The 12669-nt window shown below is 53.8% G+C and carries 13 protein-coding genes; 7 read left to right on the forward strand and 6 right to left on the reverse strand.

Annotated elements, in window-relative coordinates; translation table 11 throughout:
- Positions 1–142 precede the first annotated feature (142 nt).
- From M4951_RS16335 to ehuA, 5 genes are all read left to right on the forward strand, one after another.
- Complete coding sequence (locus M4951_RS16335; protein WP_262022717.1) at positions 143–667, forward strand: carboxypeptidase-like regulatory domain-containing protein; 525 nt, start codon at positions 143–145, stop codon at positions 665–667.
- A 172-nt stretch (positions 668–839) separates the two neighbouring features.
- Positions 840–1745 (forward strand): ectoine/hydroxyectoine ABC transporter substrate-binding protein EhuB, encoded by a 906-nt coding sequence (ehuB, locus tag M4951_RS16340; RefSeq protein WP_262022718.1) that lies wholly within the window; start codon positions 840–842, stop codon positions 1743–1745.
- A gap of 15 nt (positions 1746–1760) precedes the next feature.
- Complete coding sequence (gene ehuC, locus M4951_RS16345; RefSeq protein WP_262022719.1) at positions 1761–2426, forward strand: ectoine/hydroxyectoine ABC transporter permease subunit EhuC; 666 nt, start codon at positions 1761–1763, stop codon at positions 2424–2426.
- Positions 2426–3085 (forward strand): ectoine/hydroxyectoine ABC transporter permease subunit EhuD, encoded by a 660-nt coding sequence (gene ehuD / locus M4951_RS16350; RefSeq protein ID WP_262022720.1) that lies wholly within the window; start codon positions 2426–2428, stop codon positions 3083–3085. The genes ehuC and ehuD overlap by 1 nt, the downstream gene beginning before the upstream one ends.
- 14 nt (positions 3086–3099) lie before the next feature.
- Positions 3100–3879: an ectoine/hydroxyectoine ABC transporter ATP-binding protein EhuA gene (ehuA, locus tag M4951_RS16355; RefSeq protein ID WP_315985736.1), complete on the forward strand. Its 780-nt coding sequence runs from the start codon at positions 3100–3102 to the stop codon at positions 3877–3879.
- 182 nt (positions 3880–4061) lie between these two features.
- Here the strand turns inward: ehuA and M4951_RS16360 are convergent, their stop codons facing one another.
- Entirely contained in the window at positions 4062–4805 is a 744-nt protein-coding gene (locus tag M4951_RS16360; RefSeq protein ID WP_262022721.1) for a hypothetical protein, read from the reverse strand.
- Between the two features lie 76 nt (positions 4806–4881).
- Between M4951_RS16360 and M4951_RS16365 the strand changes: the two genes are divergently transcribed.
- The gene (locus M4951_RS16365) at positions 4882–5556 is read left to right on the forward strand and encodes an ECF-type sigma factor (RefSeq protein WP_262022722.1); all 675 of its coding nucleotides are present in this window, start codon (positions 4882–4884) and stop codon (positions 5554–5556) included.
- Positions 5532–7976, forward strand: coding sequence for a bifunctional serine/threonine-protein kinase/formylglycine-generating enzyme family protein (locus tag M4951_RS16370; protein ID WP_262022723.1), 2445 nt, complete (start codon positions 5532–5534; stop codon positions 7974–7976). The genes M4951_RS16365 and M4951_RS16370 overlap by 25 nt, the downstream gene beginning before the upstream one ends.
- Here M4951_RS16370 and M4951_RS16375 read toward each other — a convergent pair.
- From M4951_RS16375 to M4951_RS16395, 5 genes are all read right to left on the reverse strand, one after another.
- The gene (locus M4951_RS16375; protein ID WP_262022724.1) at positions 7945–8718 is read right to left on the reverse strand and encodes a hypothetical protein; all 774 of its coding nucleotides are present in this window, start codon (positions 8716–8718) and stop codon (positions 7945–7947) included. The genes M4951_RS16370 and M4951_RS16375 overlap by 32 nt on opposite strands.
- Before the next feature lie 203 nt (positions 8719–8921).
- Positions 8922–9932 carry a DUF1559 domain-containing protein gene (locus M4951_RS16380; RefSeq protein ID WP_262022725.1) on the reverse strand — a complete coding sequence of 337 codons (1011 nt, stop codon included), beginning with the start codon at positions 9930–9932 and terminating at the stop codon, positions 8922–8924.
- Positions 9933–10308: 376 nt separating this feature from the next.
- Positions 10309–10536 (reverse strand): hypothetical protein, encoded by a 228-nt coding sequence (locus M4951_RS16385; RefSeq protein WP_262022726.1) that lies wholly within the window; start codon positions 10534–10536, stop codon positions 10309–10311.
- Between the two features lie 103 nt (positions 10537–10639).
- Complete coding sequence (locus tag M4951_RS16390; protein ID WP_262022727.1) at positions 10640–11764, reverse strand: hypothetical protein; 1125 nt, start codon at positions 11762–11764, stop codon at positions 10640–10642.
- A 309-nt stretch (positions 11765–12073) separates the two neighbouring features.
- Positions 12074–12424 (reverse strand): hypothetical protein, encoded by a 351-nt coding sequence (locus M4951_RS16395; RefSeq protein WP_262022728.1) that lies wholly within the window; start codon positions 12422–12424, stop codon positions 12074–12076.
- Positions 12425–12669: the final 245 nt, after the last annotated feature.

The raw sequence follows: 12669 nt of genomic DNA on the forward strand, positions 1-12669 counted from the left end.
TGGCTCAGGACCGTATTTGCCGCAGTAATTCACGCTTTTGCGCTGTTTTTATATGTTGAGTTAACATTTGCGAAACTTTTCCCGCCAAAGTTGTTTAAATAGAAGATGTCGTTCACCCCTCATGGAACAGGAAAGAGACGATATGCTTCGACAGACATCAACGTACGCTGGCGCACTTCTTTTAGGGGGATTGCTAGTTCTCCTCCGTTATCACTCGGCTGCGGCGGAACCCGCACCGGCCACAGTAGAAGGAGTCATTACCTATCAAGGCGAACCGGTTTCGAACGCATTTGTCACGTTCAAATGCCGTGGAATGTCAGAATCACTTTATGGCCAGACCGACAAACAAGGTCGCTACGAACTCTATTCGCGCATGGAGCACGAATTGCCGATTGGCAAATACGCCGTGACGATTGTCAAACGCACGACACAGGAAGATCGCGCAAATCGAAAAGGTGGTTGCCGAAATTCACGGCGGCGCAATCGCCATTCGCATCGTGTCGTCGATTTGCTTCCTGAGCACTATGGCGATGGCCCTACCTCCGGTCTGATCGCCGTGATTGAACCGGGTGACAACGTCTTTGATTTCATGTTGTCAGACGTCGCGCCGAAGAGCAACGCAAGTGACGTCGCCAGCGGACGAACTGCCAAGCTTTCGCTGAATTGATCGACCTGTTTGGCAGGTACGGTTGAAGAGCGGGCGCGATCTGGTCTAAACTGACCCCCTTCATGCACGCCGCAATTGAGCGGCGTGCTCTCCTAGCGCTATTCAGTTAGCGTCGTCGCGTGCTGCTATGTCAGTGCGGTCGCCATCTCCTTTCCAAACTTGGAAGGAAGCGATGCCGCAAGCGAAAAATCAGATTACGCCGCTAGGCGTCGTGTTGGCGATTCTTTGGATCACAGTCATCGGGGCGATTGTGTGGCGAGTCTCACATCCGCCGCAGCCCAGTTCCGCCTTAGAGCGCATCCGCCGTACAGGCACCGTACGCATCGGCTTCGCCAACGAACCCCCTTACGGTTACTACGTCACGACGACCGGTCAGATCACCGGCGAAGCGCCCGAGATCGCGAAAGTGATCCTGCACCGCTTGGGCGCCAAGAAGATTGAACCGGTTGTGACCGAGTTTGGCGCACTGATCCCCGGCTTGAAAGCAGGCCGCTTTGATCTGATCGCCGCCGGCATGTATGTCACGCCGCAGCGCGCAAAGGAAATCGACTTCTCCAATCCCACCTATGCGATCGGCGAGGGTTTCATCGTTCGCGCCGGCAATCCGCTGAACCTGCATAGCTACCAAGATGTGGCGGGCAATCCGCAAGCGCGGATCGGCGTGATGGGAGGAAGCGTCGAGCATGGTTACGCTCAGCAACTTGGCGTACCGGAGGAGCGAATCGTCGTTTTTCCCGATTATCGCAGCGCGATCGATGGAATCACGGCCAATCGAATCGACGCGGCGGCGGCGACCATCCTGACGGTCAACGATTTGTTGGCGAAAGCTGACGATGACCGAATCGAGTCCGCCGAGCCATTTGAAAATCCAGTGATCGACGGCAAATCGATCTTGGGCTACGGCGCGTTCGGCTTCCAAAAACATGATGACGAATTGCGTCGTGCGTTCAATCAAGAGATCGCCGATTTCGTCGGCACGCCGGAACATTTGCAATTGATCGAACCGTTCGGGTTCGGCAAGTCGACGCTTCCCGGCGACATCACAACCGCCCAACTCATCGGTTCTGACGAACCATAACATCTGCGAATCAGGATGCCTCCTCCGTTTGATTTATTGCCGATCCTGCTGCAAGGTCTGTGGGCCACGATTTTAATCACGCTCGGTGGAATCGCCGTGGCGTTGGTCAGTTCGCTGTTAGCGGGCCTCGGACGTGATTCGCGTGATCCGATCGTCCGCTGGACGGCGACCATCTATGTCGAAACCTTTCGCGGCGCCTCGGCGATCGTGCTTCTGTATTGGTTTTATTTCGCGATGCCGGGCTTAATCGGCGTCAGCATGCCGGCGATGGTCGCAGGAATCGTCATCTTGGGACTGAATATCGGCGCGTATGGCGCCGAGGTCGTCCGCGCCGCGATCCAATCCGTTCCTGTTGGTCAACGCATCGCCGCCAAAGCGTTGAATCTGACCCCCTGGCAAACGATGCGTCATATCGTGTTGCCGCAAGCCGCTCTGGCCGCAACGCCGCCGCTCGGTAATCTGATGATCGAGTTGCTGAAGAGCACGGCGTTGGTCTCGATGATCACCGTGGTTGACCTGACGCAGATGGGAATGTTTCTGCGGACCGAAACGCATCGCTCGCTCGCGATCTTCAGCATGTTGCTGCTGATTTATTTCGTACTCTCGCAATGCATCGCCGCCGCGGTGAGACAGATCGAACATCGTCTCGCGCGTGGCCAAGACTATGGGGGAGCGCGATAATGTGGGACTGGGAATTCGCCATCCGAATCCTTCCGGACATTCTAGAAGGTCTCGGCGTTACGCTCTTGGCGGTCGCCGGCGGCATGACGCTCGCGATTCTACTGGGACTCGCCTGGGCGGTGATGCGCCGCTCGCAGATGCACCTTGTCAGTTGGCCAACCTACGGACTAGTCGAGTTCATCCGCAGCACTCCGCTGCTGGTGCAGTTATATCTCGTTTACTACACGCTGGCCGAGCTTTCCGGCGGCTGGCTTTCGCCGCTGTGGTCCGGCATTTTCGTTTTGGGCCTGCACTACAGTTGTTACACCGCTGAAGTCTATCGAGCCGGTTTAAACGGGGTTCCGCACGGTCAGTGGATCGCCGCCAAAGCGCTCAATCTGACGACCTGGCAAACCTATCGACACGTCATCTTGCCCCAAGCGATCCCGCCGATCTTACCGGCGCTGGGCAACTACTTGATCGCGATGTTTAAAGACGCGCCGTTGTTGTCAGCGATCACGGTGCTGGACGTGCTGCAGCGCGCCAAAATCGTCGGCAACCAAAGTTTTCGCTACCAGGAACCGCTGACGATCGTCGGCATCATCTTCCTGACGCTCAGCATTCTTTCCGGGGCTGGCGTCTCCTGGCTGAAGCGCCGCGTCGAAGCGTCACAATCGTAAAGGATCACTACTGTATGACTTCCGACCAACCGATCGTGAGCGTTCGCAACCTTGTCAAGCGATATGGCGAACTGACCGTCCTCCGCGGACTGGATGTCGATATCCAAGCCGGCGAAAAGGTTGCGATCATCGGCCCCAGCGGATCGGGCAAGTCGACCCTCTTGCGCATGCTGATGACGCTCGAACAGCCGGATGACGGCGAGATCTTCATCGCAGGCACGCCGATGTGGCATATCGAGCGCAACGGAACCAACGCTGCGGCCGACGAACCCCATCTGCGTAAAGTTCGCGAGAAGCTGGGAATGGTGTTCCAACATTTCAACCTCTTCCCGCACATGACGGTGCAGCAAAACGTGACGCTCGCGCCGCAGTTGGTGCACGGAGAAGCGAACGACGCCGCGACACAAACGGCTGAGCGACTGTTGGATATGGTCGGTCTGGCCGACAAAGCCGACGCCTATCCCGCCAAACTCTCAGGCGGGCAAAAGCAGCGCGTCGCCATCGCCCGCGCAATGGCGATGTCGCCGCAGGTCATGCTGTTTGACGAAGTCACCTCGGCGCTTGATCCCGAACTGGTTCACGAAGTGCTGACCGTGCTGCGCAAGCTGGCCAAAGAGACCGACATGACCATGCTGCTGGTGACGCATGAGATGGCGTTTGCCCGAGAAATCGCCGATCGCGTCCTCTTTTTCGACGAAGGACGAATCCTCGAATCAGGGCCCCCGGCGGAGATCTTTACTTCGCCGCGAGAAGAACGGACGCAGCAGTTCTTGCAAACCGTGCTGGAACGGTAAAAGGCCTACGGCGAACCCGGGAATCGGCATCGCAATCGATTAGGCGACTTGGGAACGTCAACGCTTGTTCTCGCGCCCTTTTATTACGTTCTAATCGGCGCCTTCCTTATTTGTTGCGAAGAAAAGCACTCGGCTTGGCCGAGTGCTTTTTGGTTGAATCTTGTTGTTCGCTCGAACAAAGCTTAGCGCGGCTTCCACTTTCCGCATTTCTTTTCTGTGCGCACCTTGACCGATAACTGATTGAGCGATTGAACCCCCTCGCTCTTCAGACAAGCCTGGAGGGATAGCTTGAGGGCGGCGGTGGCGGCGGCAATATTGCCGGTGTAGATACCTGCCAGCACTCCAGCTGCGACCGCCTTTTTCACGCACGACTCGATCTTTCGTTTCACCTGATTGGCTGACGGCAGCTTGATCTCGGCGAAGGCTTTGAGCTCGCAGTTGCGTTGGTAAGCCTGCGGGACGTTGACGCAGATTTTACGGCCGAGAACTCTTCGGCACTTCTTTTTCATCTCAACTTTGAACTCGGGCCAGTTTTTGACTTTGAACAGCGCTATCTTGAGGGTTTGCACACTGGCCGAAGCGACGATCGATTCATCGGACGCCTCGGTTTCTTCGGAGACGGAAAAGGAGACAAATTCGTCTTCGGATTCGGTGGCCAAAGCAGTGGGATCGCTGTCGTCAACCGCTTCTTCCCAATCTGCCGTCTCGTCGGCGAGAAACTCGACTCCCCAAGTTTCGGCTTGGTCAAAATGGTCTGCTTCTGGCAATCTTGTTTCTACCGAGTCCATTGGCAATTCGTCGGGGGTGTAATCTTGCGCGCTCTTAGACATCGAAAACTCTCCAAGTAAAACCAATAGATCTATGCGTGTGCGAGCCTGAACTGTGAATCCGCCAGCCCCCTCCCGAGAACTATGGCCGTTTATCACAACCGTGCTTCTAAGGGAATAACCGCAAGATCGTGCGTGGAGAGATCTTGGATATTGATTCTTTTTTAGTGGAACGATGCCCTACATATTGACGCTGCATTCCCGGTCAGAGGAAAATACAAAAGTAAGTTTATGCGTAGCACTTGAGGGACTTGAAATGCCTGATTCCCAGTCGGTCTCCGATTGGCTTAGAAATCTTGAGGATGGGGATGCTGAGGCGGCCCAGAATCTGTGGGACCGCTATTTTCAAAGCTTGATGCATCAAGCGGAAAAACGAATTGGAAACGTAATTGGTGGCAAGGTCGAAGCGGAAGACATCGCGGTGTCTGTGTTCGAGAGCCTCTTTGATGGCGCGCGCAAGGGCCGGTTTGAGTCGGTCCAGAATCGAGATGAGCTGTGGTGGCTGCTGCTAGCCATGACTCAGAGGAAGGTCGTCAGTGCGGTGCGGCACGAAACGGCGGACAAGCGTGGAGGGAAGAATTCCAAAATCTCGATCCATCAGGAAGGAAACTGTAATTACTTCGCGTTGGTGTCGCGCGAGCCTGGACCAGAAGAAGCGATCGCTCTGGATGATGAGTTCAAACGGGCGATCGATATCTTGCCTAGCCCCATGTTGCAACGAATTGCGACGATGACGATTGAGGGAAAAACAACCTCTGAAATTAGTGAAGAACTGGGAATCGCTACGGCGACCGTCATCCGAAAACGAAGCGTGATCCGTCAAGCATGGCAACGCGAACTGAGTCGATAAAACGATTGAATCCCAATACACCCATTGATCATGCGCTTATTAACGCATATCAATTGGACGAAATCTGTGACTCATTCGAAAACCATTGGAAGTCAGGATCTCCGCCTGAAATATCCCAATTTGTCAGCAATGTTTCCCTGACAAGCATGGAAACGTTGCTGCCTGATTTGATTCGAGTCGATGTGGCTTATCGACTGCAGCGAGGCGATCGAGTTACGCTTGATGCCTATCTCCAGCAATTTCCAAATTGTGCTGAGACCTTACTTTCGTTGAGGCGAGAACTGAAGGCCAACCATATCGAGGCCTCGATCCCTAGGAGTCTCGGTCATTATCAGTTGTTGCAATGTATAGGTGAAGGTGGCTTTGGATCGGTCTGGAAGGCCCGGGATACAACACTGGGGCGCGTCGTTGCGATCAAGCTATTGCGAAACGCATTGGCAGGTCCTCAAGAACAGCGCCAGTTTGAAAGAGAAGCCCAATCGCTGGCTAGGTTGCAGCATCCCAATATCGTTACGATCCATGAGTTTGGCTACTGCGATGGGTTCCCCTTTCTCGTATCGGAGTTCATCGAAGGGACCACATTATCGGCGCTTATCAAGTCAGGGAAGGTCGATCCTCGCCAAGCTGCTCGGATTGCCTTGGTGTTGGCAGATGCATTAAGTCACTTGCATGCGAAGGGAGTGGTGCATCGTGATCTAAAGCCGGACAACATTTTGTTCGACAAGAGAGGCAACCCACTGATTGCCGACTTTGGTCTTGCCAAGTGCGTTGATTCTGACGGTGGAACAACGTTCGTTCGCGATGGCGAGATTGTCGGCACCTTGGCCTATATGAGCCCTGAACAAGCGCAAGGCCAAACTGATCGAGTTAATGCAACGACCGATATCTACGCGCTGGGAGTGATTCTCTACGAGATGCTGACCGGGAGGAAACCGTTTCCCGGCAAAGGGAAGCGGGTGCTACAGGAGATCGTGGCGACCGAGCCGCGGGAACCACACCGGATTGACCGAGCCATTGCAATCGATCTGAGTGAAATCTGCTTGAAGTGCTTGGCCAAGGAGCAGGCAGTTCGATATGTGAAAGCGGCGCAGTTGAGCGCCGACTTGCAGAACTTTCTGGATGGTCGCCCGGTAATCGCTCGGCAAGCAACGCCACTGGAAAGGGCGCGACGCTGGATGCAGCGGATGCGCAGACGGACACTCTCAAGTGCGCCTAGTCTCACGGCGACGATCATAATAGGGGCAATCCTGGTAGCGGGCATGTCGTGGTACGCCATGCTCGGAGCAACAGCGGCCGAATCGGAGAATATGGTCGTCTCGCTTGACACCATGCCTACGGGAGCCGAAGTTGTCTTCTATCCTCTGGATCCAATTTCCCAACTGCCGCAGCCAAAAGCGGCTATCTATGCTCCCAATACGACGCCGATTTTACTGGACCTGTCGCCAGGTGATTACCTGGTGGTCGCCCATGTCAGCGACGACCTGTTCCACGAGGTCTATCGGCGAGTACCTGGCAAGAAAGAGTCCCCCGGTGGATTTGGTAGTCCGTACGAACATTTGCGTTGGAAATCGATCTCAAATGGGCATATCGAACTCCCCGAGATTCAGCTGTTCTCAACCCAAAAGCTAGTGCAAGGAATGGCGCCCGTCGAGGGAAGTGAAGCATTCCTGATGGGAAGCCTGGGTGAATCGCTATGCCCTCAACATCAGCGCCGGATGCCCTCCTTTTATATGGATGTGAAAGAAGTGAACGTGGCGACCTATCGTCAGTTGTCCCACGGAAATCGACTTCCTGCCGATGGACGTTACCAGGCAGTTCCGGATGACTGGGCAATGACGTTGACCTGGGACAATGCTGTTCACCGCGCCGAACAACTGGGTAAGCGTTTGCCTAGCGAAGGGGAATACGAGTATGCGGCGACGTTGGCAGGTTCCGTCGAATTTCCCTGGCAACATGATATGAATGCGGATCTCGCCGTATTGTTTTCTCCCCGCACGCAGTTTGGACCAGTAGGAACTCCGGTGCAGGATTTCGTCAAAACGGATCCACCGATCTATGGCCTCTGCTCAAATGTAGCGGAGTGGACGATGACAGACATCTCGGCGTTGTATCCAGGCCAACAGAAGCTCAGCGATCCTGCCGTCAATATGGTGAATACTGAATTTACGAAGAACAAGGTGGTCCGGGGCGGAGACTGGAACGTTGCGGTCAAAGGAAAGGCCGTGGTGAACGAGCAAGCACGCTCACCACGGCGGCGTTTGGGGCTGGCCTCCAGCGTCCTAGGCCATGGCGTAGGTTTCCGAGGAGTACGCAGTGCGAGTCCCAGGTTGGTACCGGACGACTTTGAATCTCCGCTGCCTGAACATGACACCGGATCAGACTTGTCGCCTACTTCTCTTTCATCAGCAGCAAAACACTGAAACCTTCTCCCAGGTTAACGCGAAACGCATGCGCGCCTTTGAGTCGCGTCACTTCGCTTTCCGAAAAGGAAACAACGTCAAATGCCGCTTGTTCCATTTTTGAAGGTTCTTCCGCCAACTCAAGCGCGACGAAAAAATGATCATGATCGCAGGGTGAAGTGCGAGCCGGATCGATCCCAAAAACCTTGTAGTAAGTAGGGTTTTGCCTTGATGGCGTATATTTCAGAAGCACCTCCCTAGTATGGCCAGGGACCGGGGCCTTTCGACTGGAGGCCCGCGCACGTCCCGCTGGAATCCGATTGGTAAGTCGCTCGGTACCATACCGGTCTACCGGATCAGTGACGATCATCTCGTGATCCAAGGAAATCCCTTCCGCCAGCCCATTGAAGGTGCAGTCGCCCACACTACAAACGAATGAAAACTCGCAGGCCCCATCGCAAAGCTCTGGCCAGCTGGGATAGTCGCCAATCAGATAGTCTGCCTGAGGATCATCGTCGCAAGTTTCAAAGTAGTAGGCGTCGTATAGCGTCAGCAATTGCCCTGAGCTGGGCTCAACCACTTGAAGAATTGGCTGTTGAGGGCAGATCTGTTCGCCTGACATCGCGACAGTTTTCGCTTCGCCATCTGTTTGCGCCGTGCCACCACTTTTCATTGCTGGCGTTGGTTGCTGCGAGAACACAGGGACAATGCCCAGCAGTCCGAGCACAATTGCCAAAGACAAACCAAGTTTCATCTTCTTCATATAAGCCCTTTCCCCTCAAGTCATTTACCAGTTACATAAGAACATCCAAACAATCTCATTAATTGAGTGAGATTCATTCGTCACAGCACCAAAAATAATTTGAGAACCTCTGCCTCCTGACTACGACTCTGCGGTCTGCTGTCAAGAAATCGTGATTCAACGAGTGTGAGTCAAGTTAGTGCGATCTATACCCGAACAATGTTTCAATTCAAATTGGCGATGACTTCTCCATCGTCACGGGCTGATAAACTCTTGAGAGTCCAAAGTTCGATGGCCTCACTGACGAAGGAACACGAACCGTCAAGCTTCAATGCTTGAACGCCCCCAGGATGCAACGAGTTGAGTGGGTTGTTCGCACCATGACCGTTGTGGATTCCTGGCTGACCATAACGACTATTTGGCGCATAGCGAATGGTCGTAAGATTGAAGGCCGGCGGTGGCGGATTGCTGCCTCCAGCGGGGTTGGTCATATTCGGGGGCGTTCCAACTGCAAGGGTGCCAGTTATCCAACTTTGAGGGTACGCACCATCGACACGATAGCTGGCTTGAGCATCATCGAAGGCATAATTGGATGTCTCACCTACGCAGATAACATTACTAGTTCCATCCGTAGCATCTCGCATACGTGTGGCTGCGTTGGGAATCAGGATTCCGTCGGCCGACATCTGTCCGTCTGGAGACGAAACGCAGCAAACGCTGACTCGGTTAACTGGAAAACTATCGTCGGAACTTGCCCCAGAGATGCCCACATAGGATGGCGACAGGTGGTTATTTGGTGATAACGTTCCGATCTTGATCAGCTCTGGAAGCGTCGTGGAAGGGCAGCGATATACCGAAATCACCACTCCTTCTAAAGCCGACCCATTGCTAGAGCCGATCGGAGGGGGAAAGCCGACCAGTCCGTTGTTGATTGACTTCTGGTCGATCAAGCTGTGTACGTTGCCTTGCTCGAGTTGAGGAAGCAAACCCGTCAGCCAGCTTAGCCCGTAACCTTGACGTCGCTGGGCGCCGCAAGGAAATTGCCGGTTAGCGTCGTGATATATATGTAGAGCTAGCCCTACCTGCTTCAGATTGCTGGAACATTGCGTTCTACGGCTTGCCTCGCGGGCTTGCTGGACCGCAGACAAAAGCAGTCCAACAAGCAGTCCGATGATCGCAATAGAAACCAATAGTTCGACCAATGTAAAACCGGCGACATGCGAATTAGATCTCATGGGTCTTACATCCAGCTCTGTACACGGTACTGCCATGGTGTGGTGGAGATTGTATCACCGCTGCGAATCGATTAGAAGTTGCGGAAGCTATAAAATCAAAAATGAAGGTAGCGTTAAAACACGTGTCCATTGCATGTCATAGCGTCTGTCGGATGACACGCAAACCAGGAAAGGTTTCGTCATTGCGAAACCGCCATAAATATCCAGGGAAAATCTTAATTCGACCCCGCATCGATCGTGGGCTCGAAGCGGGAAAGCAGAAGACTTGGCATGCCTGGGAGCAGAAATGCCGCAAATTGAAACACTGAATCGCTTGCGACGCCTACATAGAAGTGGAAACATCGTAAATGCGATCGATGCCAATTTCACGCATGGACTACTGAGCAGTGAAGTCTCCCGTCTCTTCAAACCCGACAGGGTAACCACTGAGCCTTTCCACAATCAGTGATTTGGTCGCCTCAGAAATTCCAGCCGTTAGGATCAAAATGCAGAGTTGACCATCGTGATTCAATCCAATCCCCGTTCCCACCACGCCAAGTTGGCTGCTTAACCAGGGATCGTGGGCGACTTTCGCTTGATAGAGTTCTTCTTCGGAATGTGGCATGGTTCGTCTCCCAGAGTCGTCACGATGGGAATTTGCCCAACACGGTTTATCCTACCTCCAGTTGAACAAAAATGCACGCCGAACCGAGCCCGGATAGCTGGCGCTAACCTGCTACGAGCTGTCGAATGCCCAAGGTACGCATCACCGTCGCAATTGGGTTAATAATGGTATGCGTCGAACTTCCGGCAAAAAGAAGCCCAACTGGCTGCTTGCTCCCGCTGGATACCACGATAGAACCAGAGTCGCCACTCTGGCTAAACGGCGCCGAGCCAATTCCACGAACGATAATCTGATCGTTGAAAGTTGCCCTGCCCCCACTGTAACCCACGACAACATTGTCTACTCGGTGTGCGGTAATGACGCCTTGCGTCGATTGGGTGGTGCGCCCATTTTTCATCACCGAAAGCGAAATCGCCGACGCGAGCGGGGTCGGGCTCATTTGATAAGTGACATGACGTGAACTTACCTGTCCTCGAGAAGTCCATGCAACCGCGGCATCGACCAGGTTGGGGCTGGTAAAGCTGATCGGTTCAAACCGTTCCAGAACGCCGATCAGGTCGTTGGGATAAGCCCCTTGATCATAACGTCCTGGCTGAACGATCGGATCGCGAAGGTTCGCGGCGTTTTCATTGGCCAGCACGTGATTATTGCTCAGAATGCACAAACGATTGTTGTTCAAAATAACCAGACAGCCAATCGTTCCGGCTGTGATGTTGACGTGCCCGCACGAGACGCCGCAAGGGACAGGACGAGGGTAGCGGCCGGTATATCCCAGAGGACGAATCTCGCCGATCGCCTCGACATCGGTTGGTATGCCATCGATTTCAGATGGAATGACTGTACTGGCTGAAATGCGTGACTGGGGAGCCTTCGTCTGGACATACACCTTCACGACTAGTTCCCCCGTGTAGGCGCCTCCAGTTTCACGCATCCCAACACCAACGGCCTTGATGTTTTCCAACCCGCTGACCTCAGGCGTGCCAGCTGCGCTTTGCGCGGAAGCAATAACTTCGCTTCCTCCCAGTTGCTTAATCAATGCCTGCTTGGCCGCCAGCAGATCGTCTTCGGTCGGCATCGTTCCGACTGACTGTGCGGATGCGACCTGGATTTCGCTGCTGCTGTAGTCGGCATTGGGATCGAACTCCTCGGGACCCTGCCCCGGTGCTCCCGAAGGTTGCGGCGAATATTCGTCAGGTGATTTACCAAAGTCATCGTTAGGAATACTCATGGAACTCACTGCGGTGTCTAAGGAATGGAAGAAAGCAACATGAATGCGCCAGTCATGCCAATGCGCCAGCGCCGAGAGGAGATGTTTCTCTCGGCCTACAATGCAGGTGCATAAGGCCTTCAGAAATCAAACCGCAATCGACGAACTGGGAAGATCACCCATGGGAGAAGAAATTGATGACAGCGGAGGCTATCGGCACCTGAGCTGACCAAGATCTGTGCCTAAAAAAAGACGCCCTGGCTGGGAAGCGTCGAAGTGTGCTGAGTGTGCACAAAGCTCGCCAACACGTCTTTCGTGACTATTTTTTTGCTATGACTTGCGACGCAATCGTCGTTTATCGGCCATCAATATTGGCAAGAACGGCCGTTGTTGCTGGCAGCATTGGCGCCTGCCGTAGATGTCTTGACTTGTTTCGTCTGTGGACGTAAAGACGCAAGCTTCGCCATAGGTCATCACAGCCGCACCAGCGCCATCTGTAGCTGGGCTTCCCCAACTTGTGCCATCGAGAGTGATAGCCGAATAATTTTCAAAATCCGCTTCGACAAAATCACCAGTAGTTGAATCAACAGCAGGGGTCACATCGGTCTGACAGAGTTTGATAATTTGATCGCCGTTTTGAAGGGCGCATATCTCGCCCGAATTGCTGACAACACCAGCCATAGATTTACCTCGTGTGAAAAAAAACATTGCTGATATGTAGGGCTGGGCTTGGGGTTTTGATCGGGAGAAGCGATCAAGAAGAAAGGCGAAGCGGCCGCCAAAATCAAAAAAGGAGTATGCCCAAATAGAGACGAAAAAGGGGCATGAAAATCAGCGCACAAAAAAGCCCTAAGCCACAATGACTTAGGGCCTTAAGCAAGTGGGCGATGAGGGACTCGAACCCCCGACATCTTCGGTGTAAATGG

This window comes from Blastopirellula sp. J2-11 (assembly GCF_024584705.1).
Taxonomy (GTDB): domain Bacteria; phylum Planctomycetota; class Planctomycetia; order Pirellulales; family Pirellulaceae; genus Blastopirellula.

Coding starts and splice junctions, on each gene's coding strand:
- M4951_RS16335 (WP_262022717.1), top strand. CDS start 143: ATGCTTCGACAGACATCAACGTACGCTGGCGCACTTCTTTTAGGGGGA.
- ehuB (WP_262022718.1), top strand. CDS start 840: ATGCCGCAAGCGAAAAATCAGATTACGCCGCTAGGCGTCGTGTTGGCG.
- ehuC (WP_262022719.1), top strand. CDS start 1,761: ATGCCTCCTCCGTTTGATTTATTGCCGATCCTGCTGCAAGGTCTGTGG.
- ehuD (WP_262022720.1), top strand. CDS start 2,426: ATGTGGGACTGGGAATTCGCCATCCGAATCCTTCCGGACATTCTAGAA.
- ehuA (WP_315985736.1), top strand. CDS start 3,100: ATGACTTCCGACCAACCGATCGTGAGCGTTCGCAACCTTGTCAAGCGA.
- M4951_RS16365 (WP_262022722.1), top strand. CDS start 4,882: ATGCCCTACATATTGACGCTGCATTCCCGGTCAGAGGAAAATACAAAA.
- M4951_RS16370 (WP_262022723.1), top strand. CDS start 5,532: ATGGCAACGCGAACTGAGTCGATAAAACGATTGAATCCCAATACACCC.
- M4951_RS16375 (WP_262022724.1), bottom strand. CDS start 8,718: ATGAAGAAGATGAAACTTGGTTTGTCTTTGGCAATTGTGCTCGGACTG.
- M4951_RS16380 (WP_262022725.1), bottom strand. CDS start 9,932: ATGAGATCTAATTCGCATGTCGCCGGTTTTACATTGGTCGAACTATTG.
- M4951_RS16385 (WP_262022726.1), bottom strand. CDS start 10,536: ATGCCACATTCCGAAGAAGAACTCTATCAAGCGAAAGTCGCCCACGAT.
- M4951_RS16390 (WP_262022727.1), bottom strand. CDS start 11,764: ATGAGTATTCCTAACGATGACTTTGGTAAATCACCTGACGAATATTCG.
- M4951_RS16395 (WP_262022728.1), bottom strand. CDS start 12,424: ATGGCTGGTGTTGTCAGCAATTCGGGCGAGATATGCGCCCTTCAAAAC.